Raw genomic sequence first — 20,038 nt, 5'->3', positions numbered from 1 at the left:
ATAATGTAGATAGTGGGGAAAGCGATTAGAAAAGCGGCGAATATATAGGATTGATGATTAATTTTTGAGATATAGCAGTAGCCACATAGGTTAGGACATTGATGAATCACAAAATCTTTGTAGTAAGCAGGTCTTGAACCTGTCACCTGTCCCCTGTTACCTGTCCCCTGCTATATAGGTAGAGCGCTGCACTGCCCACCAACAGCATGATATTGTTTCCTGTCACCTAGTTATTTTTATTAATTTATTTTGAATTTATGATGATTGTGAGTGAATTTTCTCCAACACAACCAGTTATTTTAGGCTTTGACCCTGGTAAAGATAAATGTGGTTTAGCAGTGATGGGATTGGATCGGCAATTATATTATCATCAGGTCGTCCCTTCCCCAGAAGCGATCGCCATGATTAATACACTCAGGCAGAAATTTCCCATTTCGATGCTAGTCATGGGTAACCAAACCACAGCTAAACGCTGGAAACAGCAACTACAGCAAGAATTAATCGAGGCTTTAAATATTGTATTAGTAGACGAGCGCTATAGTACCTTAGAGGCACGCGATCGCTATTGGCAGATGTATCCCCCCAAAGGACTCACCAAGTTACTACCACAAGGAATGCGTCAGCCCCCACGCCCCATAGATGATATAGTCGCCATCCTCTTAATCGAACGATACTTAAATCGGCTCACAGAGTCAGTGAATGGGCATTAGTCAATAGTCAATAGTCAACAGTCAACAGTTAGTACTCTTATAAACCTGATTTTATGCCTATTCCCTGTCCCCTGTCCCCTGTCCCCTGTTCCCTGCTATAACTGTGCGCGAATCTTAAAAGCATAGTCCCCTCCTGGCTCTAGCTGATAATCTTGCTGTTCCAAAAAGCGACCGAGGGGTTCTTTAATTAAAGCCCGACCTTGGGAAGGTTTGACTAAAAGTTCTCCCCGACGAAAATTCCATTGAAAATGCCACTCAAAATCGCCAGCACTCACTTCACCTTCTAGGAAGCCGTGTTGCCAGGATTGGCGGGTAATTTTGACATGGGCTGTGGTTTCTGGCAGACGTTTAGCACTCACAATGCTGGATGTTAAGTATGGAACAAAAGTTGAGGCTTAACTATGTAAGCTATTTCTTCTATTTACCAAACTTCGTCCAAATCGACAAACTGACAAAATGAGTATTTGTGATTGATATAGGTATATGTCACTATTCATCTGAAGGAGGTAGATTACACCTCAAACTGTTGATGGTTGTAGGGGCGGGTTTAATTGACATATTATTTTCCCCATGAATTTCTTGCTGAACCCGCCCCTACTGGACTGTTGACTGTTGACTCATGATCAGCAATTTCCCATAGAAATATTAAAAACTTAAAACACCGATAATTGGTGTTTAACTTGACGTTAACGTTTGATTCCTATTCTTACTTAAGTATTTTTACACAAACAACTCTAGTAAATCAAGTTCCAAGCCCATACAACAGTGTTTTGAACACAAGCACTTGAATTACTTTCAGCAATTTCTGTTACCAAAATACTTGTGAGGAGAAATTATGCGACATTTCTTTGGCGTATTTTTGCTGGGAATGGCTACACTAACAGTTATGCCAACCGAAAAAGTCTTAGCCAGAAAATTAACGCTTCAACCGCCTATTGTTATTGGACACCGGGGTGCTAGCGGTTATCGTCCAGAACATACTTTAGCCGCTTATAAATTGGCTATTGAAATGGGGGCTGATTATATTGAACCTGATTTAGTTTCTACTAAAGATGGTGTTTTAGTGGCACGTCACGAAAACGCTTTAGCAGTTCTAAATCCTGATGGTACGCTGAATACTACAGATACTAGTACAGATGTTTATCAGCGTCCAGAGTTTAGCGATCGCAAAACCACCAAAGTTATAGATGGAGTTTCCATTACAGGCTGGTTTACAGAAGATTTTACCCTGGCTGAACTAAAAACTCTGCGAGCGATCGAGCGAATTCCTGCTATCCGTCCCCAGAATACTCAATATAATGGTTTATTTGAAATTCCTACTTTGCAAGAAATCATTGATTTAGCAAAGCAACAAAGTGCTTTACTTGGTAGAACTATAGGTATTTATCCAGAAACCAAACATCCAACTTATTTCGATTCCATTGGTTTATCAATGGAAGAAAAACTAGTAGAGGTTTTAAATGCAAACGGGTATGTTGATGAAACTGCACCTGTTTTCATTCAATCATTTGAAGTGAGCAACTTAAAAGACCTTAATCGGCTAACTAATGTATCTTTAGTACAATTAATTAGTAATAGTGGAAAACCCTATGATTTTGTAGTTAGGGGAGATTCTCGCCAGTATAGTGATTTAATTACACCTCACGGTTTGGCAGAAATTGCTACCTATGCTGATGGAATAGGTGCTAATAAAAACTTGATTATTCCTAGAGATAGTCAAGGTAACTTATCATCGCCTACAAATTTAGTTAATACTGCTCATGCACTGGGTTTATTAGTTCACGCTTGGACATTCCGCAATGAGGATGTTTTCTTACCCACGAACTTACAAGGAAATCCACAAGAGGAATACAAGCGATTTTACAAGACGGGTATTGATGGTGTATTTAGTGATAACCCAGACACTGCTGTTGCTGTACGCTCTACCTTAGCGCCTCAACCAGATAAAATTAAATCTGATATTAGGTCTCTTTTAAGACGGTTATTTCGCCGTTATTAGCGGTTATTTATCAAGTGAAAATAAATTACCGTATTGGCGTGGTAAGGCTAAAATGTGGCAATAGATTTGGAAAAAATTGAACGCAGATAAACGAGGCAGTGCGTTGGGCGGCTCCGCCGACTTAAAGCAACTGCCGTGCAGATAAACGCAGATGAGTAGGGGCGCACATCTGTGCGCCCCTACTGTCACATTCTTTTTTCAAATTGGCATTAGTAGTAAAATTATCGTAATTCCGAGGGTTAAAGACCCCTACGTCTGTACGTAGCAAATTTTCAGTTGGGGTTTAAATCCCCAACTGTTCGCGTAGCGTGCCGTAGGCAAAATGTCTTTAATGCGCGAATGCGTGAATTTTTAATTGTTAACCCTATTCCCTGTTTCCTGTCCCCTCTCACCTAGCTAACCACAAAGCAGCATTACGTACAAAAGCTTGGATATCTTCCAATGCACGAGGTTCTGTCTTCATTCCATTTCCAGACGGTTCATCAACAAAAGAAGGACAACCTTTTTCTATATCCCAGTTGTAATCAACAAAGTGATGAAAACTGGAAGTAGCTATTGCTCTGCCTATGTAATTTTCATCTGTATCTTTATAATGTTCAATTGCTACAATCAAATTGAAGTTACGGCTAGTAAACAAACTTTTCCCTAATGCAATTACTCGTGAATTGAGATTATTTGGTTTTGCTCCGATACCGCCCTCATGGGGATGTGCTGGGAAAAATTCAATTAAGCCTGAAGGGGAATTAGGGTTATATAAAAGTTCGTGAACTGGCTCTACAGGAAGAACTTTTTGATAGTCGCCATTGGCTCCTGAATGGTAGTTAGGCCAGGAAATATAAGTGGTATGCGGGTCGTCACGGCTCCAGCGAGAATCATCAGGGTCAGGGTTTTTAGTATTAAAATAATGGACATCACCAATATCAATTAAGCCGCACATAGAACAGCCCATATCTTGATGGTCTCTTGTTGTCAGAATTCCACCACCCCGTTTTCTAAAGGCGTTAATCCCCGCAATATCTTTGTCTGTTAAACCATCGCCTGTATCGAGAGCAAATAGCCATAGTTGATCAAAGTCTGATTGATCTAGTGTACTTAAAATCGGGTCATCATCTGGGGTATCTGAGAGGCGATCGCGTGCTACAACTGTAAATAAAGGGTTTCCTGATTCATCTTGAATAGAGTTTAAATAATCTTGCAATAGCGAAAACCTAAATATACTCCAGTCATCTTCATTTGTGGCGATCGTTGTTTGTAAAAGTATGCGAATTGGTGTTGCCATAAATTTCCCAAGTTAATTGTTCTACCAATCGACTCATGGCTATTAATACTTGCATTACTTTACAACAAATTCACCAGTAAATATCTAAAGATGGCTGGAATAGGTAAAATATTAACTTTTATTGAATTACTTGAAAATTCTCAACTGTAAGAAATAATTCTTCATCGGCTATTTGAGCGTCATAATCAATATTAATTTGCTTGGGATAACCGAGTTGATGATCGTAACTGACAGTTAGGCTAGATGCTTGACGAGCGATCGCATCTTGAATTACATTAAAAAGCTTGGGAATTGTATCGTAGTTCTGAAAAAAGTCTGGGTTAACTGGGTTACCAGTAGCAACAGAAGTAATGGAAGTTGTTTTACCATTGCGGACTTCAATGATTACAGGGCCTCTGGCATCAGTTATACAAAAACAACTGTTACTCAAAGTATAGCGGTAGCTCGAAATATTTTGCTTGTTCCACAAGTTACGATTAAAAGTTAATTGTCGTACATTCAGCTTATTAGTAGCAACTAATTGTGGTTTTGCTAAAGCAGGTTGAGATATGGTTGGTGTAGCCATGCTCAAAAACAAAAGTAATCCCAGGCTAATAGAAGTAGATAAGCGCATAAATTTTGTTGAGTAAATTTTTTGCAGACGTTATGGCAGGGGACTTTATTCTGCGCTGTAGAGACGTTGCATGCAACGTCTCTACATTGTTTATTAGGCGCAACTTCATGGAGAATTGGTATCATCTATCTGACGACTACGATATCACCACATCTGGATACTAATTCTTCAGCTTTAATTGATTATTTTTATATAGGCTGAATATAATTAAATCCCCGACTTCTCAAAGAAGACGAGGATGATTGACAAAATGTGCCTATTTTTATTTTTCAGTTGTCTTGCTAAAAATTTTGTAATACAACCAAGTACTTGTTTCTTTCAAGGGAAATAACATATAGGTAAGAGGATTAATCGTCACAATAATATCGCGGAAGTCTCGACGCGCTAGAAACAAAACCATTTGCGCTACTTGCTGTGCTGACATTACTCCGTAAGGATTGAGTTGACTTTTGAAGGGGCCGAGAATTAATTTGCGAATTACACAATCACCATCTAAGCGCTTAAGAGTGACCATATCTCCTAATGCACGTTTGCTGAGTTCATAAAGCGGACTCAATGCTGGAGATACTTCCGCCTCGGATGTATTTACCCAAATTTCTTTAGTTGCTTTGGCTTGCGGCCCTGTTACCGTTGTTAAGAATACATCCATCAGTCGCAAAGCGGAGAAAGTATTCACCTCATAGGAAGAATTAATTGCTTGCGGTGTGCGCTGGTCATAAACATTAATTCCGTGGTTGATGATTAAAATATCTACTTTTTCTAAAGTAGTTTTGAGTTCAGATTCATTGCCCAATTGCCAAGGAATTACTTTTATACTGCCATCAGTTGGTAATTTATCTGGATTAGTGGTTAACGCCACAACCTTAGCATTATGTTGACGCAATTGTTCTATTAAAGCTTGTCCTAAAGCACCGGATGCACCAGTAATAGCAATAGTTTTACCTTTGAGTGAAAGTCCTGTTCCTAATACCTTATCTACTAGAGAAAATACACCACTATAATAAGCGTCAACATCATCAAAATGGTGTCGCCAATGGTAAGTGCGATTTACCCACCAAACAGAGGGAATTGTCTCTAAAGGCCCTGGTAGGTGATTGTAATCTGTTTCGATACTTCCTTGAAAATACCGCAGGGACGCACCAAGCAAGAAGGTACAAGCATAAACAACTCCCAACCATAAACCGATTTGTGGGACAACTAAAGCAATTATCGTTAATACAACTACTAATAAACTCGACTCTAAAATGTCGTGATAGAGTTGCGATTCTTGATAAGCTTTGAGTGAAACTATCGACAAATCCCGGCGATATGCTGCATGATGCTTGTTGTGCCATTTACTTAGCCAGTTGACTTGGTGACATAATGCGTGGTAACTGTCTCTGAGTATCTCCGCTAGCAGTAGGGAGAAAAAACCCCAGATGGCAAACTGCCAACAGGTATTTACAAGCGTCCCATCAATCTTTAACCTAGTCCCAATATCAGTTAAGTTAAGAGCCAATATCTGTATCATGTCGTTGTGCGCGTTACTTGTCTTAATCTTTGTTCATATTCTCACCAGGATAGATTAAGCCAGAGTTATAAAGCAAACCCAATTGGCGATTTTAGGATTAAAAGTTGCGGCATTTAGTTGGTGTCGTTATAGGCGATCGCCAAACCCAAGTATCATATCACACAAATACACTTAGATAAGAGTGAATTTTCAGTAACTTACTCAGGACTTACGCCACTAGCACATGGGGTAGGGTGCGTCAGATGTGGAAAATCCTTGAATATATACGAAATTATTGGGGCTGACGCAGCCTACAATTATTTTGATTATGAGACTTGCGTAAGTCCTATTACTAAAAAATGTTACTTAAACATTAATTTATCAACCCTGTATCTATGTTTGAGAGAAAATAAAGATGTAGAAGCACTCAATGCTTCTATAGATTCGTTCAATACCTCATGAGACTCTACAGTAGTTATAAAAGGGGGTGTACAATGACTCACGATTTTCCTATATATAACCCTAGCACTTACCTGATTGTTAAAATTAGCATTCTGGTTTTGACGCTGTTGATATTGTTAGTAATTTCTTCAGCCCCAGCTATTTAAATATTAGTTGATTCCATCTTCATTATCCTCATTGCACTAATTTATGTGAAATGGGGATAAAAATATGGTCAATAGAAACAATCTCGCACAAACGCTAGTAACTCTTTCCCTTTTGTTACTCATTGGGCTAGTTTTTACTCAACCAGTGAAATAACAGCAAAGACTGCTTTTGGCGTTAGGACAAAAAGTTAATATTGCAACTTTAGCAAACCTGATCCTCAAGACTGGCGGGATGGCGCAGGCGTTGATGGAAATGAATTTTGTCTATATGCTGGGTAAATAGATTGGTCTTCCATCACAGCTTTAACAGCATCAGAAGCAGTTAACGCATTAACACCAGCCACTTCAATTTCAATAGGAATAGAGCCTAGTAAATCAGGTTTATCTCTCAATTTTTTTCCGTCAAACTTGTCAATAATACCAAGAATCCTATTGAAAGATTCACTTGCTGAATCTTGTATTGCTTTAATGGCTGCTTGGCGGTCTGACCTTGTTTGTCGCTTGTTTGCTAAATCTTCAATATTTTTAATTTGAAGTAATACAATCAAACGCACTTTATGTTGAGGCTCAAGATTAGTTAACCGAGCAGCAAACTCAGGACTAATCTTGTTTAAATTGGGTGCATCGTGCATTTGCATCGTGCTGATCCCCGATTATGTTTAAGTAAGAACTTTCAAAGCTTCAACAGGCTGAATTAATCCACATCCCCAACGGTTACAAGGTCTAAAGTCATTCCCATTAGGATGGCTGGCAGTAGTTTTCAGTGCTTCTATTATATCAGTTGCAGGTGACGTTGGATTTGCAGCCATCAATAAAGCAGCTACACCCGCTACATGAGGAGTTGACATGGAAGTGCCATCCATGAAATTGTACTCATAAGTACCATGAGGGCCTTTACTGGGAGGAATAGATGAATAAATTTGCACACCAGGAGCAACCACATCAGGTTTAGTTACCAAAGGGTTTGTTTGACCAGGAAAAACTAAGCTTACGCCACTACTAAAGAAAGTAACATCAACATCATCAGATTCCGTTTTTTCGACTGCACCCACTGAAAAGGCATTGTAAACATTACCTGGAGAACTACTATTACCGTGATTTTCATTCCCAATTGCTACGACAGGTAAAATACCATATTGATTAAGTAAAATTTCTAAAACCTCAGCAAAGATTGGCTCGTAATAATTATCGTCAATTGACGGCATAGTCTAAGTGTTTCCTAGTACCATACTAAATTGCTTAGAAGCTATTGTGACATACTTAATAGAGTCATAGCATTTCTAAAAATCTTTGTAACAGATGAATCCTCTGTAGAGATGTACAAGTTTCTCCTCCCAACTCAGGTACTATGGCTATAGTCCGTTCTGTAAAAATTTCGCCTAGCTGCTGGCTTACTTAGATCATGGCTCAAAAAATCCCCGTTACTGTCATTACAGGCTTTTTAGGTAGTGGTAAAACTAGCCTCATTCGCCACCTACTGCAAAATAACCAAGGTCGTCGCATAGCAGTTTTAGTCAACGAATTTGGCGAACTTGGTATAGATGGCGACTTGTTGAAATCCTGTCAAGTTTGTCCTGAAGATGAGGAAGGCGGGAATAATATTTTTGAATTAACTAATGGCTGTCTGTGCTGCACCGTCCAAGAGGAGTTTTACCCGACGATGCAGGAGTTACTCAAACGCCGAGATAGCATTGATTGTATTGTCATCGAAACTTCTGGTTTAGCTTTACCCAAACCGTTAGTTAAAGCCTTTCGTTGGCAAGAAATACGCAACGCCGCTACTGTGGACGCTGTGGTGACGGTGGTAGACTGTGCTGCTGTAGCATCGGGGACTTTTGCGAGTGATTTGGATGCGATCGCAGCTCAACGCCAAGCTGATGATAGTCTAGAACATGAAACACCATTGCAAGAATTGTTTGAAGACCAATTAGCCTGTGCAGACTTGGTGGTTTTAAGCAAAACTGATTTAGTTGATGCCGAGACTAAAGCACAAATTGAGGAATTAGTCAAGCAAGAATTGCCGAGAGTGGTGAAAATGGTAGAGAGCGATCGCGGTCAACTCGACCCATCTATACTATTAGGATTCCAAGCCGCAGTAGAAGACAACCTAGATAGCCGTCCCAGCCATCACGACACCGAAGAAGACCACGACCACGACGAAGACATCACCTCAACGCACCTGATTTTAGACCGAGATTTTGACCCCGAAAAACTGCAAGCACAATTGCAAACACTAGCAAACCAGCAAGAAATCTACCGAATTAAAGGCTTTGTCTCAGTTCCCAACAAACCCATGCGTTTAGTCATGCAAGGCGTAGGTAATCGATTTGATAAATTTTATGATCGCCCTTGGCAGCCACAAGAAGCAAGACAAACCCGCCTAGTTTTCATTGGTCGTGATTTAAACTCAACACAAATAGAGTCACAATTAGTAGCTTTGTAATTGATAACAGGGAACAGGGAACAGCATAGAAAGCCGCTTATTGTCGAGGTTGTATGATGTCTAGCGACAACTATATCTGCAAAAGCACACCCTCTATACTGTAACCTATACCCTGTAATATCAAGTCCGGCTAATTGCTGAAGATATGCTTGGTTTAGTCGGTAATGGGTAATGACGAATAACTAATTGTTTTCTACCATTACCAATTACCAATTACCAATTACCAATTACCAACCCCCACGATATGATAAGTATTTAAGCGGACATGATATAACCCCTATGAACATCACGCAACTATTCAATATAGCTAATATTTTTGTCTTACCTTTCTGGACATTAATGATTCTTCTCCCCAATTGGAAAGTCACAAGGCGAGTCATGGAATCATATATACCTTTTTTGTTTTTAGCTGGAGCATATTTATATTTGTTCATTACCAGCATTACACCCGAAAATGCTCAAGCTTTATCTAACCCTCAATTAGCGGATATCGCTCGTTTCTTTGCTGATGAAAAAGCTGCTGCAACTGGTTGGATTCATTTTCTTGTGATGGATTTATTTGTCGGACGCTGGATATATTGGGAGGGGCAAAAAACCGGAATCTGGACAATTCATTCCTTAATACTTTGTTTATTTGCTGGCCCTTTAGGAGTTTTATCACACATCTTTACTTATTGGATTACTAAAGCTATTTCTCCCAATTTTCCCAGTGGTGCTACATCACCAGAACAAGCTGTTTCTTCAACAGGTAGTTAATGATAAATCAATAGAATAATTAACCGCCGATAAACGCCGATAAACGCCGATAAATAACCTGACTTTTCACGGTGTCTAAAAAACCTCTCCTACAAATGTAGAGACGTTGCATGCAACGTCTCTACATTGATTGATCCGCCTTCCCTACAAGAGAAGGGGTTTGGGGGTTAGGTTTGGTGTTAACTCAGATAAATAACCCCCAATTTTTATCAAAACTTGGGGGTCTTGTTATTTATGAACTAAGTTAAAAACTTAAGCGTTCTTATAATTTGCATCTAGCCAACAACGTGGCAGACTTTCACCAGAAGGGAAGACAAGACTTTCTTTTTTAAAAGCATCAGTCTCTTGTTCTTCTTGTCCTTCTTGCTCTTGTCCATGCACAGTATCAATATTCGGGTCTATCAACTCCTTAATGTCAACAATCTTGACTAAATCGCTACTGTCTTTGATTTGTAAAAACATACAGATGTCCTCACTATTAACTGTTTAATTAGACTCTTCGATTAACTTTTTAAAGCGCATATACGCTTCCTCTGGCGTTAAAGGTTCATTGGTTTCATTAGGGATGTAATATTGCCTACTATCAGGAAAATAACGCACGACAAAACTAGGTATTAGATTTAGTTTCACCGCTTCTTTTCCTAATTTATCTGCTGTTTCTGCTAGAGTATATTCATCGTGAAATTCACGGGTAGGTATATATATCACCTCCTAAAGCCAGGGGTGCAACAACATTAAATGCTTTAATAGTTTCAGGAAAAAATTATATTTCGCGTTGATATTTTTCTAAAATGTCAACCAAATTTACCTGACATTGTAGTGGTAGTAAATCAATTAAAGGCAGTTCTTTTTTACCACCACCAATTTTTACTGTCATAGATTCTAGTACTTTGACAACTCGGTTTTCTGTGATGGAGTTAGTAGTAATTAAAGGATACAATTGTTCAGCAACGACGGTATGTAGTTTGGCATCAGATAAATATAGATGCCATTTGGCAATATCTATATAAACATTTTCGCCAATTTCGGCTGCTAGGGCTTCTAGCAACTCTGTAGTGTTAGTCTTAGCCATAAAAATCACCCTATATGAAAAAGTGCTGAGTCTTAAGTGCTGAGATTTGAGTTTTTTATTCTCAGTTTATAACCTCTAGCCTAAGCGCCTCTAACCTCTTTTCCCTTCCTTTTTGTGAACGTAGTTGATATGGCAGTAGCCACATAGATTAGGAGATACATAAATCATCAAACTCTAATAGCAAAAGCTGTTGAGCCTGTCACCTGTCACCTATCCCCTGTCCCCTGCTATAACAACTACTCAACATTATGGCGCAATTCAACAGATGACTGTACTACCACAGGTTACAATTGCCCTAGCTTGGTTAGTCCATCTTCAGGTGGATTTAGGCGGGGTGGGTGAGTAATCAGCGATCGCCGCAATATAAATTAGATGTCCTAACAATACAATAGCCCAACCACCAGTTACAGGCGGTAGCCATTCCCATGTAGCATATGTGAGGTTATGAAAAAACCATAAACCGGAGTTAATGGTTGCAGCCACAGCTACATGGACGGCAAAATTCATCCGGTCATCTAACTTGCGAAATTCTGGATCATTGCGATCGGGTTTGCGAGGCCAACGAGGAGGCATAAATATTTGTTACATATTTCAACACAAACTGATTATAAGCTGTTGCGGATCTAAGCTGCATATACCTTCTTGTAGGCTGTTGACGCTTAACCGTTAACCGTCAACTTAGTTAACCATGAAAACAAAAAATGGCAGATTTTTCCTGCCATAATTAAAGGTAAAATCTACACTGGGTTAAATCCTATGACTGTCTACGGGCAAATAGACCCTAATATTCTCTTTCCTGACAGCGACGGCAAGCCAATGGCAGATAATACAGAGCAATTTCGTTGGATTGTTTTAATTAAAGAAAATTTAGAGATTTTATTTGCCAGTAATGATAATGTTTTTATTGCTGGGGATTTGCTTTGGTATCCTATCCGTTCTCAGTTAATTACACCAGTTGCACCCGATGTCATGGTTGTCTTTGGTAGACCAAAGGGTAAACGGGGTTCTTACCGTCAATGGCAAGAAGAGAATATTCCCCCACAAGTTGTTTTTGAAATCCTCTCCCCTAGTAACGATAGCAAAGACATGGATCGTAAACTGGAATTTTACGATACCTATGGTGTGGATGAATATTATTTATATGACCCTGAAAGTTTTCAACTAAATGGTTGGGTGAGGCAAAATGAGCATTTAACTAAATTGTGGCAAATGGACGGCTGGGTTAGTCCACATTTAGGGATTAAATTTGCGACTGGTCTGGGAGAACCAATAATTTACCGTCCAGATGGGCAAAGATTTTTAACCTCGATAGAACTAGATCAACGAGCAGAACAAGCTGAGTTGTTGTTAGAACAAGAGCGTCAACGTGCCGAACAAGAGCGTCAACGTGCCGAACAGTTAGCAGAATATTTGCGTAGTCTTGGCGTTGATCCCAATAACCTGCCGCCACGCTGAAGCAGTCGGCTTAGTTGCGGCAACTAGCGTAAGCTGACTCTACCATTTTCAATAATTTAGGGATTTCATAGGGTTTTTTAATAAAATGAGTCACACCTAAAGAAGAAGCTAATTCGTCCAGATAGCCGTGTGCTGTAGCTAAAACCACGGCTATATTAATGCCTTTTGCTTGTAGATACTGGTACACTTCAGCCCCAGTTAACTCCGGCATTCTATTATCCAAAATCAAGAGATCAGGCTTGTCTTCTATGACTTTTTCCACAGCTTCTTTACCGTTACAAGCCTCGTATACATCCCAACCTTCTTCCTGCAATATAAAAGAGAGCATGATCCGACTGTCATCATCATCATCAGCTATTAAAACTTTCCCTTTTCCTAAAGTTTGATTATTCATATTTCTTGATTGTTGCTGGTAGAAAAAATATCAATGGGGTGGGTTCTGTATATGTATTTAAGACTGCAATGGGCATAAACTTCACTACTATAATTTCGGAATTTATCATCCTATGTGCAGTTATTTCTATTGTTCCCCCTTTACCTGCTTTCTCTAAAGATTGCAAAAAATATCGTAACAAACGGCGCAGAAGAGTTGCTGATTCGGTAATTACTGTAATTGGCTCTTGCCAGTTCGTGATCACCTCTACTTGACGGATGGCGGTTTCAGTGGAGAGTAATTCCACTAAGTCTTGGATAGTATCAGTCAGGGAGATAGCTTCGACACAACCAACTTCACTGGAAGCTAAGTTACGCCAGATAGCAACCTGATACTGAAATATGCGAATTGATTTTCCCGCCTGTTGCAGTAGTTGTTTGGCATAATCTAAGCGATTTACTGCTACCATACGAGAGCTGACTTCTAATTTTAGGCGTGCGGCGTGATGTGCTTGAATGATATCCTGACGTAGTTTTTCTAATGATTGATAGTCATCGGGTTGTGACACCAGTACACGATGAATATCTGCTTCTAAATTTGTGATCAAAAATTCTGCTTCAATAGCACGAGACGCACAAAGTAATATTTCTTTTAAGCGCTGTCCTGCATCTTGGCGTTGTGATGAAATGCTTAAGATTCCGACAATTTCCTGTTTTTCGTTACGTAAGGGAATACCTTGACAAGTAAAAGGCTGAAAGCCATCAATAAAATGCTCGGCGGCGACAATTTCTACATAATTTTCCTCTGCTAAGGGTGTACCGATACCATTAGCCCCAGCTACACTTTCGGATAATAAAGAACCAGCTTGTGGAAAAGATTCTGTGTTTATGGTTTGTTCATCACCTGCTAAACCTAGCAATACTGCCTGGCGATCGCTTAACATTACCGCATGAGGTTCTTTCCCCGCAGCCTGCGATAAAATTTGAAAATAAGGACGCACCGCATTCAGCAAATGACTATGCTGCTGTACTAAACGCTCTGTCTCTAAACTTGAGAGTTTTTCTGCTTGCAAGGCGCGGGGATCGGCTCCTTGTAAATGGGATCTCTCCCACGCACGATAAATTGTGGAACGCAGCATTTTCTCTGGTAATGCGCCTATACTTTTATATACACGTCCTGCTTCTAACGGATCATGCTCTAAAGTGGACATGGCTCTAATACTTTTAATTTATAATTTATAGGTATTCTAATGTTAAGCCCGGTTGCTGTGATAGTCAGCTAATTATTTAATTACTGGCATAAAAATTTTATTAACCAAGAATTACAGCAGTTTGCAAGTAAATGAGGTACAAGTGTAAAACCCAAAACCATGTAGAGACGTTACATGTAACGTCTCTACAGTATTTCACGAATAGCGAAACTGCTGTATATAAGCTAGAAGTTGATGACTACATAAAGCGTAAAATGAACGGTATCGGTTTCCACCCCGCCAAACTTGGTAAGATAATTAACCGTTCCAAATCAACTAAAGACTGATACTGTATTCATTGTCAATTTTAAATTTCCCCGATGGGGTTGACTAATTGTTGTGCAACCAGTAGATTTTACGACCCTGACAGCTACTTGTAGCGAACTCCGCGCTCAGTGGCTACCATCGCGTCTAGAGCAAGTTTATCAACGCGATCGCTACACTATTGCCATAGCCTTACGTACCCTCAACCAGAGAGGTTGGTTACAAATATCTTGGCATCCTCAAGCAGCTCATATTTGTATTGGTGATCCACCACCACGCGCCCCAGATACCTTTACCTTCAGCCAACAATTAGTTCATCAGTTGGGGGGGTTAGCTTTAGTCGCAATTGAGGCGATCGCACCCTGGGAGCGTGTAATTGATTTACAATTTGCTCGTCGCCCTGGTGATGAGGTGCTATATCACATCTACGCGGAAATCATGGGCAAATACAGTAATGTCATCCTCACCGATGCCAACGATTCAATTATTACTGCTGCTCATCAAGTCAGTCAGCAACAATCAAGCGTGCGTCCCATACAAACCGGACAACCCTACGAAACACCGCCAAAACTCACTGGAACTATCCCCAGTTTGCCAGAAACTCAAGCACGCTGGCAAGAACGGGTGAGTTTAGTTCCAGGTGCAATTAAGCGTCAGTTGCTCAAAAGTTATAGCGGCTTGAGTGCGGTTTTGGTAGATTCGATGTTATTAGCAGCCGATATTATACCAGAAACTTCCACCGATAGCTTAACTAGTGAAGACTGGCAAAGATTATTTACAAGCTGGCAAGAATGGCTACAAGCTTTAGATAGTAGCAAATATCACCCAGCTTGGATGAAGAACGGATATACAGTCATGGGTTGGGGTGCAGTTGCACCAGCAAAAGATATCCAAACATTAATCAACGAATACTATACAGCACAGCTAAATCAACAATTATTTGCCCAATTACGGCATCAATTAACTCAGAAATTGAGTAATATTTTAGGTAAATTACGTAACAAAGCCCAAACATTTAGCGATCGCCTGCAACAATCAGACCGAGCCGATGAGTATCGCCAAAAAGCTGATTTATTGATGGCGCATTTGCAAACTTGGCAACCGGGGATGAAAGAGATTATCTTACCTGATTTTGAGACAGGTGAACCTGTAGCGATCGCACTTCAACCAGATAAAAATGCGGTGCTAAATGCTCAAAATCTCTACAAACAGCACCAAAAACTCAAACGCGCCCGTGCAGCCGTCGAACCATTACTGCAAGAAGTACAAGCAGAAATCGATTATTTAGAACAAGTAGAAGCCGCAATTTCGCAAATAGATAATTACCAAACCGCCGAAGATTTGCAAGCCTTAGAAGAAATTCGCGACGAATTAATAGGACAAAAATATTTAGAAGAATTAGAGTACCGCAGCCGCAACAATAACAACGAAACTACCACTAACTTCCACAACTATCGTACCCCTAACGGCTTTCAAGTCTTAATTGGTCGCAACAATCGCCAAAACGACCAACTAACATTTCGGGTAGCTGGGGATTATGACTTATGGTTCCACGCCCAAGAAATCCCTGGCAGTCATGTACTATTACGTTTAGACCCTGGTACAGTTCCAGAAGCAACTGACTTGCAATGTGTAGCCGATTTAGCAGCTTACTACAGTCGCGGTCGCCAAAGTGACCAAGTACCAGTCGTATACACTGAACCCAAATATGTTTATAAACCCAAAGGCGCTAAACCAGGAATTGCCATTTACAAGCAAGAACGCATCATTTGGGGAAAACCGCAGTTAGTCTCGTTAGAGGGGCTAGAGGTTAGGGGTTAGAGGTTATAGGTACAGGTTACAGGCTACAGCTTTTTCTTCCCAATCCCCAATCCCCAGCCCCCAATCCCCAGTCCCTAACTTTGCAATCTCAGATCAATGACAGTAGCGTTAAAATTGTAATTAAAGCCTTCCAATTCAAAAGGCATACCAATTTTCACCTTACTGTTACCTAAAACTGGGCCGTCTTGAGTCACTTGTGCTTTACCATCCAAGGTTAAAAGCATATCGGTACTAAAGTTGTTAGCTTTGGGATCTGGTAATTCTTTAACAGAACCATCTGGTTGAGAAACTACTACTGTTCTGGGTAGAACTTTTATAGATTTAATCTCAATCTCACCATAAGGCTGATTGCGGATGATAACTTTGGTTTTACCACCCTTCTGTAAACCATTAGCAAATAACTGTTGTGGATCGCGCACATTCAACCCGCGCACCACTAAATCTACCTCTATAGGTACTGTTTTAGCATTGATTTGAGCAACAGTGCTGGAAGTACCAGGAAATACGAAAATACCAAATATAACTAACACAATAACTAGCAAAGCGCCTAAATCAAGGATGTTTACTTTGCCAAACAAGCGACCTTTGGAATCTAAAATAGCCATAGAATATTTTCCAGCTCAACAGGAAGTAATTGATCCTAACAACAAGTTTTATCAACTACACAGCAACTTTTCCACTAATGGCAGTTGCAGTTACGCGCCAGTTTATCACGAGATTGGGGAATGGGGAGTGGGGAGATGAGGGAGATGAGGGAGTGGGGGGAGCAGGGGAGCAGGGGAGCAGGGGAGCAGGGGAAAATAACTGATAACTGATAACTGATAACTGATAACTGATAACTGATAACTGATAACTGATAACTGATAACTGATAACTGATAACTGATAACTGATAACTGTCAACTGTCAACTGACTGATGACTAATGACTAGTTAATATGCAACTTAGAAAATGTAGATACGTCATATTAATTAATGTTCTCCCGAAATTGTCTTCTAGCTGGATTGATATGAATAGGAAAGGCTTGGTTGCAAATTACCTTGTGTGGCGGCGACGCTTGTTGTATCCATTAATTTCAGTGCTTGTCGCTTTAGGGGTGTGTTTAGGTACACCTTTAGTTGGCAAAGCTTTAGATTTACGACCGCTTTTATTTCAAGGAGTGCAAGTACTTCAGTTGTCTAATATGTCAGATCGCCAAGAAGTTGAACTAGGCACTCAGATGAATCAAGAATTGCGTAGTGGTCAAGTGAGACTTTCGCGCAATGCAGCAATCAACCGCTATGTAGAACAAATTGGAGAGCGCTTAGTACCTTATAGCGATCGCCCTAATCTTCCTTTTACATTTCAAGTAGTGGAAGATGATGCTGTCAATGCTTTTGCCACTTTAGGCGGTTTTGTTTATGTAAATACAGGTTTAATCAAAACCGCAGACAATGAAGCAGAACTAGCCAGTGTTATGGCTCATGAAATCGGTCACGTTGGCGGTAGACATCTAGTAAAACAGATGCGTCAAAAATCGCTAGCCAGTGGTGTAGCCTCAGCAGCAGGTTTAGACCGCAACACAGCTGTAGGAATTGGTGTGGAACTAGCGCTAAACCGTCCTCGCAGCCGTCAAGATGAATATGATGCGGATACAAGGGGATTAAGAACTTTAACTAGGGCTGGTTATGCTCCCTCAGCAATGGTTTCTTTTATGCAGAAGCTCGTCAAAAGCGGCGGAGGTTTGCCAACATTTTTAAGTACTCACCCTGGAACTAGCGATCGCATCAATTCTCTCAGACGTGCGATCAGTTCCCAACCTAATCAAGGAGGCGGCGGTTTAGATAATGCCGCCTATCGAGCTAAAATCCGGTCAATACTATAAGAAGTGCTGATTGCTGAGAAGCTATTTATTAAATACTAGCGTGTCCAGACTAAAATAGTGCAATACCAATCTATCATCTGCGTTTATCTGCGTTTATCTGCGTTCAATTTTTCTCAAATCTATTGCCACATTTTAGTCCGTCACGCCACTACTGGCGTGGCAAGCTTAAAATGTTGCATTAATTAACCACAGAGGCACAGAGACACAGAGGTTAGAGAGGAAACTTATTGCACTATTTTAGCCTTGCCACGCTACTACTGGCGTGGCAAGCTTAAAATGTTGCATTAATTAACCACAGAGGCACAGAGACACAGAGGTTAGAGAGGAAACTTATTGCACTATTTTAGCCTTGCCACGCTACTACAATATTAAGGTTTACTCAAGTTTCCCAATCCCCAATCCCCAATCCCCAATCCCCAGCCCCTAACCTACGCTCGCTGCTGGCTACGACGGACAGCTATTTGCGCTGGATCAACTTGAACTACTCCTTCCTCTAAGGGTATGGTGCGTAGCGAGTCTGTAAAAATATTAATTTGGTAGATTAAGTTATTTGAAATATCTAAACCTGTTAACCAACCGCTACGCGGGTGGTATGCACCAGTATCTATATCAAGCCAGCCCTGACCTTGAGCTAATTGACCAGGATTTACACCAGGGAAGGTAAAGGTGATAGTATGACCAATGATGATCAACTTGTCAGGAAAGTAGGGCTGGCGAATACTGTGAAAATCTTCTCTAATCCAGCAAAACTGCTCTGCTGTTTGTTCTGACAACGATAGGCGGGGGTCAAGACCAGCATGAGTCAACCAAACATCACCCAAATCTAGATATGTAGGCAAACTATGCAACCACTCTAAATGTTCTTCGGGAATGCTTCTATCTTGATAACTGGCGATCGTTGCATTACCTCCACTATGTAGCCATGCTTGCATTGTCGCAACCGAGATATCACTGCTGATAACGTTTAGTAACATCTGCTCGTGGTTTCCCAACAGACACAGATAATTATTTTTTTGAACTAAATCAATTACGTATGAGCTATGGGGGCCACGATCAATTAAGTCTCCCAGAAAATATACTTCATCATTCGCACCTGGAGCGATCGCTTCTAACAAAGTCATCAATCCCTCGTAGTGTCCATGCACATCCCCAATAACTATTCGACGTTGACTAGTTTGACTCATCGCTTCTTAACTGGAATATCTCAGTTGAATACTTTTGCTACAGTTTAAGTAATTAGGATTCCGCAATGATAGGTATAGCAGTAGCCACATAGGTTAGGACATGGATAAATCATCAAATCCTTATAGCTGATAAGCTTAAGCGGCTGTCACCTGTCACCTGTCCCCTGCTATAAAAACTACTTGAAGAATTTAAAGATATTTTAGATGTTTCTTTATAAATCCGCTCTGGACTACAGAGGTAAATGTACTCTTGGTTAGCTTAAAATTTATTAAGGTATTTTAATAATCTTCCATTTTAACAATGTCTGAACAGTTTTCTGCGGAAATTAGCTCACGCATTTGCAGCCACATGAATGAAGACCATGCCGATGCGGTAGTTCTCTATGCTCAGGTTTTTGGCGGAGTTAACCAAGCTGACTCCGCCCAATTGCTAGCAATTGATGCCCAAGGTATGGATTTAACTGCCGAAGTCAATGGAGAATCTGTCCCTGTTCGTATCCAGTTTGACCATGTTTTAGCAGATGCAGAAGATGCTCATCACACTCTAATTGCAATGGTCAAGCAGGCAAGAGTTCAGGCAAAGTAAAAGTATGAGGGAAGGGTATAGAAGTATAAATGTTCAAAACTCTTACACTCTCACACCCCTACACCCTCACATGGTGAATACTTTCGTTGCGTAAGTTTTGATTTCTTCAAGCCGCACACTCGTGACTTCGAGTCATGAGTTAGGCGCTCTATATTTCCATATTTGGTTTTACACATGGTTACGCACATGGTAAGATAAAGTATGGAAGTAAAACACGGAAGGGGTTATGTTTATGCAATTGAATATCATATTGTATGGTGTGTTAAATACAGGC

22 protein-coding genes and 1 pseudogene are annotated in these 20,038 nt (G+C 40.3%); 9 read left to right on the top strand and 14 right to left on the bottom strand.

Annotated elements, in window-relative coordinates:
- Positions 1-260: 260 nt before the first annotated feature.
- Complete coding sequence (locus H6G83_RS31325; RefSeq protein WP_190479471.1) at positions 261-710, top strand: pre-16S rRNA-processing nuclease YqgF; 450 nt, start codon at positions 261-263, stop codon at positions 708-710.
- Between the two features lie 95 nt (positions 711-805).
- Here the strand turns inward: H6G83_RS31325 and H6G83_RS31320 are convergent, their stop codons facing one another.
- The gene (locus H6G83_RS31320) at positions 806-1,069 is read right to left on the bottom strand and encodes a DUF3146 family protein (protein WP_096682280.1); all 264 of its coding nucleotides are present in this window, start codon (positions 1,067-1,069) and stop codon (positions 806-808) included.
- 476 nt (positions 1,070-1,545) lie between these two features.
- Here H6G83_RS31320 and H6G83_RS31315 point away from each other — a divergent pair, with 476 nt between their 5' ends.
- Positions 1,546-2,709, top strand: coding sequence for a glycerophosphodiester phosphodiesterase (locus tag H6G83_RS31315; RefSeq protein ID WP_190479453.1), 1,164 nt, complete (start codon positions 1,546-1,548; stop codon positions 2,707-2,709).
- 388 nt (positions 2,710-3,097) lie between these two features.
- On the opposite strand, the gene H6G83_RS31310 is transcribed toward H6G83_RS31315, so the two are convergent.
- From H6G83_RS31310 to H6G83_RS31290, 5 genes are all read right to left on the bottom strand, one after another.
- Positions 3,098-3,988, bottom strand: a complete 891-nt coding sequence (locus H6G83_RS31310) for a hypothetical protein (protein WP_190479451.1) — start codon at positions 3,986-3,988, stop codon at positions 3,098-3,100.
- A 118-nt stretch (positions 3,989-4,106) separates the two neighbouring features.
- Positions 4,107-4,601, bottom strand: coding sequence for a DUF6174 domain-containing protein (locus tag H6G83_RS31305; protein ID WP_190479449.1), 495 nt, complete (start codon positions 4,599-4,601; stop codon positions 4,107-4,109).
- Positions 4,602-4,863: 262 nt separating this feature from the next.
- Positions 4,864-6,111 (bottom strand): bifunctional sterol desaturase/short chain dehydrogenase, encoded by a 1,248-nt coding sequence (locus H6G83_RS31300; RefSeq protein WP_190479447.1) that lies wholly within the window; start codon positions 6,109-6,111, stop codon positions 4,864-4,866.
- An 805-nt stretch (positions 6,112-6,916) separates the two neighbouring features.
- Complete coding sequence (locus H6G83_RS31295) at positions 6,917-7,336, bottom strand: hypothetical protein (protein ID WP_242044963.1); 420 nt, start codon at positions 7,334-7,336, stop codon at positions 6,917-6,919.
- Between the two features lie 21 nt (positions 7,337-7,357).
- Positions 7,358-7,903, bottom strand: a complete 546-nt coding sequence (locus H6G83_RS31290) for a S8 family serine peptidase (RefSeq protein WP_190479445.1) — start codon at positions 7,901-7,903, stop codon at positions 7,358-7,360.
- Between the two features lie 197 nt (positions 7,904-8,100).
- Between H6G83_RS31290 and cobW the strand changes: the two genes are divergently transcribed.
- Together cobW and H6G83_RS31280 are read left to right on the top strand one after the other, a co-directional pair.
- Positions 8,101-9,141, top strand: a complete 1,041-nt coding sequence (cobW, locus tag H6G83_RS31285) for a cobalamin biosynthesis protein CobW (protein WP_190479443.1) — start codon at positions 8,101-8,103, stop codon at positions 9,139-9,141.
- A gap of 279 nt (positions 9,142-9,420) precedes the next feature.
- Positions 9,421-9,897 (top strand): ABA4-like family protein, encoded by a 477-nt coding sequence (locus H6G83_RS31280; protein ID WP_190479441.1) that lies wholly within the window; start codon positions 9,421-9,423, stop codon positions 9,895-9,897.
- Positions 9,898-10,149: 252 nt separating this feature from the next.
- Here the strand turns inward: H6G83_RS31280 and H6G83_RS31275 are convergent, their stop codons facing one another.
- From H6G83_RS31275 to H6G83_RS31260, 4 genes are all read right to left on the bottom strand, one after another.
- Complete coding sequence (locus H6G83_RS31275) at positions 10,150-10,359, bottom strand: acetyltransferase (protein ID WP_190479439.1); 210 nt, start codon at positions 10,357-10,359, stop codon at positions 10,150-10,152.
- A 24-nt stretch (positions 10,360-10,383) separates the two neighbouring features.
- On the bottom strand, positions 10,384-10,596 hold the full coding sequence (locus H6G83_RS31270) for a hypothetical protein (RefSeq protein ID WP_190479467.1): 213 nt from the start codon (positions 10,594-10,596) through the stop codon (positions 10,384-10,386).
- Between the two features lie 64 nt (positions 10,597-10,660).
- On the bottom strand, positions 10,661-10,969 hold the full coding sequence (locus H6G83_RS31265; protein WP_190479437.1) for a DUF3181 family protein: 309 nt from the start codon (positions 10,967-10,969) through the stop codon (positions 10,661-10,663).
- Positions 10,970-11,284: 315 nt separating this feature from the next.
- Entirely contained in the window at positions 11,285-11,542 is a 258-nt protein-coding gene (locus H6G83_RS31260; protein WP_190479435.1) for a hypothetical protein, read from the bottom strand.
- Positions 11,543-11,725: 183 nt separating this feature from the next.
- On the opposite strand from H6G83_RS31260, the gene H6G83_RS31255 reads away from it, so the two are divergent.
- Entirely contained in the window at positions 11,726-12,424 is a 699-nt protein-coding gene (locus H6G83_RS31255; RefSeq protein ID WP_190479433.1) for a Uma2 family endonuclease, read from the top strand.
- A gap of 10 nt (positions 12,425-12,434) precedes the next feature.
- Here H6G83_RS31255 and H6G83_RS31250 read toward each other — a convergent pair whose 3' ends face one another.
- Together H6G83_RS31250 and H6G83_RS31245 are read right to left on the bottom strand one after the other, a co-directional pair.
- Positions 12,435-12,818: a response regulator gene (locus H6G83_RS31250; RefSeq protein WP_190479431.1), complete on the bottom strand. Its 384-nt coding sequence runs from the start codon at positions 12,816-12,818 to the stop codon at positions 12,435-12,437.
- On the bottom strand, positions 12,811-14,007 hold the full coding sequence (locus H6G83_RS31245) for a sigma-54-dependent Fis family transcriptional regulator (RefSeq protein ID WP_190479429.1): 1,197 nt from the start codon (positions 14,005-14,007) through the stop codon (positions 12,811-12,813). Before H6G83_RS31245 ends, H6G83_RS31250 begins: the two co-directional genes overlap by 8 nt.
- Positions 14,008-14,385: 378 nt before the next feature.
- Here H6G83_RS31245 and H6G83_RS31240 point away from each other — a divergent pair, with 378 nt between their 5' ends.
- The gene (locus H6G83_RS31240) at positions 14,386-16,131 is read left to right on the top strand and encodes an Rqc2 family fibronectin-binding protein (protein WP_190479427.1); all 1,746 of its coding nucleotides are present in this window, start codon (positions 14,386-14,388) and stop codon (positions 16,129-16,131) included.
- Between the two features lie 74 nt (positions 16,132-16,205).
- Here H6G83_RS31240 and H6G83_RS31235 read toward each other — a convergent pair whose 3' ends face one another.
- Complete coding sequence (locus H6G83_RS31235; RefSeq protein ID WP_190479425.1) at positions 16,206-16,736, bottom strand: DUF4330 domain-containing protein; 531 nt, start codon at positions 16,734-16,736, stop codon at positions 16,206-16,208.
- A gap of 403 nt (positions 16,737-17,139) precedes the next feature.
- On the opposite strand from H6G83_RS31235, the gene H6G83_RS31230 reads away from it, so the two are divergent.
- Positions 17,140-17,994 (top strand): M48 family metallopeptidase, encoded by an 855-nt coding sequence (locus H6G83_RS31230; protein ID WP_190479423.1) that lies wholly within the window; start codon positions 17,140-17,142, stop codon positions 17,992-17,994.
- A gap of 428 nt (positions 17,995-18,422) precedes the next feature.
- Here H6G83_RS31230 and H6G83_RS31225 read toward each other — a convergent pair whose 3' ends face one another.
- Positions 18,423-19,178 (bottom strand): metallophosphoesterase family protein, encoded by a 756-nt coding sequence (locus H6G83_RS31225; protein ID WP_190479421.1) that lies wholly within the window; start codon positions 19,176-19,178, stop codon positions 18,423-18,425.
- A gap of 301 nt (positions 19,179-19,479) precedes the next feature.
- On the opposite strand from H6G83_RS31225, the gene H6G83_RS31220 reads away from it, so the two are divergent.
- Entirely contained in the window at positions 19,480-19,764 is a 285-nt protein-coding gene (locus H6G83_RS31220) for a DUF2470 domain-containing protein (protein ID WP_190479420.1), read from the top strand.
- A 201-nt stretch (positions 19,765-19,965) separates the two neighbouring features.
- A pseudogene (locus tag H6G83_RS36560) lies at positions 19,966-20,038 on the top strand (IS200/IS605 family transposase); the annotation flags it as partial.

The organism is Anabaena azotica FACHB-119 (assembly GCF_014697625.1).
GTDB classification, from domain to species: domain Bacteria; phylum Cyanobacteriota; class Cyanobacteriia; order Cyanobacteriales; family Nostocaceae; genus Trichormus; species Trichormus azoticus_A.
Note: the sequence above shows the minus strand (reverse complement) of the source record. Positions and strands in the feature narration are given on the sequence as shown.

Bases quoted from the DNA above. Each gene is read 5' to 3' on its own strand.
- H6G83_RS31325 (WP_190479471.1), top strand. From the start codon at position 261: ATGATTGTGAGTGAATTTTCTCCAACACAACCAGTTATTTTAGGCTTT.
- H6G83_RS31315 (WP_190479453.1), top strand. From the start codon at position 1,546: ATGCGACATTTCTTTGGCGTATTTTTGCTGGGAATGGCTACACTAACA.
- H6G83_RS31310 (WP_190479451.1), bottom strand. From the start codon at position 3,988: ATGGCAACACCAATTCGCATACTTTTACAAACAACGATCGCCACAAAT.
- H6G83_RS31305 (WP_190479449.1), bottom strand. From the start codon at position 4,601: ATGCGCTTATCTACTTCTATTAGCCTGGGATTACTTTTGTTTTTGAGC.
- H6G83_RS31300 (WP_190479447.1), bottom strand. From the start codon at position 6,111: ATGATACAGATATTGGCTCTTAACTTAACTGATATTGGGACTAGGTTA.
- H6G83_RS31295 (WP_242044963.1), bottom strand. From the start codon at position 7,336: ATGCAAATGCACGATGCACCCAATTTAAACAAGATTAGTCCTGAGTTT.
- H6G83_RS31290 (WP_190479445.1), bottom strand. From the start codon at position 7,903: ATGCCGTCAATTGACGATAATTATTACGAGCCAATCTTTGCTGAGGTT.
- cobW (WP_190479443.1), top strand. From the start codon at position 8,101: ATGGCTCAAAAAATCCCCGTTACTGTCATTACAGGCTTTTTAGGTAGT.
- H6G83_RS31280 (WP_190479441.1), top strand. From the start codon at position 9,421: ATGAACATCACGCAACTATTCAATATAGCTAATATTTTTGTCTTACCT.
- H6G83_RS31275 (WP_190479439.1), bottom strand. From the start codon at position 10,359: ATGTTTTTACAAATCAAAGACAGTAGCGATTTAGTCAAGATTGTTGAC.
- H6G83_RS31265 (WP_190479437.1), bottom strand. From the start codon at position 10,969: ATGGCTAAGACTAACACTACAGAGTTGCTAGAAGCCCTAGCAGCCGAA.
- H6G83_RS31260 (WP_190479435.1), bottom strand. From the start codon at position 11,542: ATGCCTCCTCGTTGGCCTCGCAAACCCGATCGCAATGATCCAGAATTT.
- H6G83_RS31255 (WP_190479433.1), top strand. From the start codon at position 11,726: ATGACTGTCTACGGGCAAATAGACCCTAATATTCTCTTTCCTGACAGC.
- H6G83_RS31250 (WP_190479431.1), bottom strand. From the start codon at position 12,818: ATGAATAATCAAACTTTAGGAAAAGGGAAAGTTTTAATAGCTGATGAT.
- H6G83_RS31245 (WP_190479429.1), bottom strand. From the start codon at position 14,007: ATGTCCACTTTAGAGCATGATCCGTTAGAAGCAGGACGTGTATATAAA.
- H6G83_RS31235 (WP_190479425.1), bottom strand. From the start codon at position 16,736: ATGGCTATTTTAGATTCCAAAGGTCGCTTGTTTGGCAAAGTAAACATC.
- H6G83_RS31230 (WP_190479423.1), top strand. From the start codon at position 17,140: ATGAATAGGAAAGGCTTGGTTGCAAATTACCTTGTGTGGCGGCGACGC.
- H6G83_RS31225 (WP_190479421.1), bottom strand. From the start codon at position 19,178: ATGAGTCAAACTAGTCAACGTCGAATAGTTATTGGGGATGTGCATGGA.
- H6G83_RS31220 (WP_190479420.1), top strand. From the start codon at position 19,480: ATGTCTGAACAGTTTTCTGCGGAAATTAGCTCACGCATTTGCAGCCAC.